1 protein-coding gene is annotated in these 1,300 nt (G+C 34.9%); it reads right to left on the reverse strand.

Annotated elements, in window-relative coordinates:
• On the reverse strand, positions 1-1,300 hold a 1,300-nt coding region (locus E1163_RS01935), incomplete at both ends, for a PKD domain-containing protein (protein ID WP_185155922.1).

Raw genomic sequence — 1,300 nt, forward strand, 5'->3', positions numbered from 1 at the left:
GTGTAATAATAGACTCTATATTGATTAGTTTAACTTCTACATTATCTGAGTAATCACTCCAACACCCAAAAGCATTAGAAACCTGAACGCTATAATTGCCGTCTGACACCTCAATGTCTGACATTTCATTTCCATTATTCCACCTATAAGCAGAATAACCACCTGGAGCTTTTAAAATGGTTGTTTCATCAGGGCAAATTTCTGTACCATTGGATACATCTACTGTTGGTGTCTGCGGAGAATTAATTAGCTTTATTTGTACAGGATCAGAGTTATCACTCCAACAGTTGGATGAATCTTGTATACTAACTTCATATGACAAATTAAGTTTGGCATATATAGATTGTGTCTGTGCTCCCGTGTTCCATTTGTATGTCTGATATCCTTCTGGAGCTGAAAGCTTGACAGAATCACCTGCACATATCATATTAGATTGATTTATGTTGATTTTTGGCTGTAAAGGCCTATTCTTAAAATTTACTAAAACTTCCTGAGAGTATTTAGACCAACATTCCTCGGTGTAACCTAGCCGAACAGCGTAATCACCCGATTTATTCACATTTATTGATTGATTCTGTAGAGTACTGTTCCATTCATAATATTTCGCTTCAATTGATGAGGAAAGTGTCATATACTCTCCTTCACAACTGGATTTATTGCCTATTACTGTTGCTGAAGTTAAAGGAGGAATTTTTTCATTAAAGTCTACTTCTTTCTCCACGCTATAGACTTGGCCTTTTGAATTTTCTATGGTTAGCCTAACAGTATACATATCAGTTGAACTATATCTATGAATAGGTTCTAATAAGGTAGAAGTATTCCCATCACCAAAATCCCATTTGACACTGATTATACTTCCCAAATTTGCATAGTTTGAAATATTTTGAAAGTGGAAGTTATTATCACAGTCCCGGTAAAAAGTAAACTCTGCGGAGTTATTAAACCCAAGATGAGATGTCAGGATATTGTAGTTAACGTATGGGCCCTGAGTTGCGCTTGCAAAATTAAGATCATCCAAACTTACATTGTCAACGAAAGAACCTGTAAACATAATGCCTCCATTGATGTGAGGTACAATACCAGTTACATAACGAATCCGTCCATGCCTAGCCCAAATAGTATTCCCTTTTGGGTCTATTTTGGCAAAGAAGTTATACTCAAATTCCGCTATATCGTTATCTAATAACACATGTCCTATTTTTATAGACTTATAAAAATTGCCACTTATATAAATTTCATTATTATCATTAACAGATAGGTTTTTTGCTTCTTTTTGCCCATATCCATCATAATATCGATC

The organism is Fulvivirga kasyanovii (assembly GCF_009711405.1).
GTDB lineage: Bacteria > Bacteroidota > Bacteroidia > Cytophagales > Cyclobacteriaceae > Fulvivirga > Fulvivirga kasyanovii.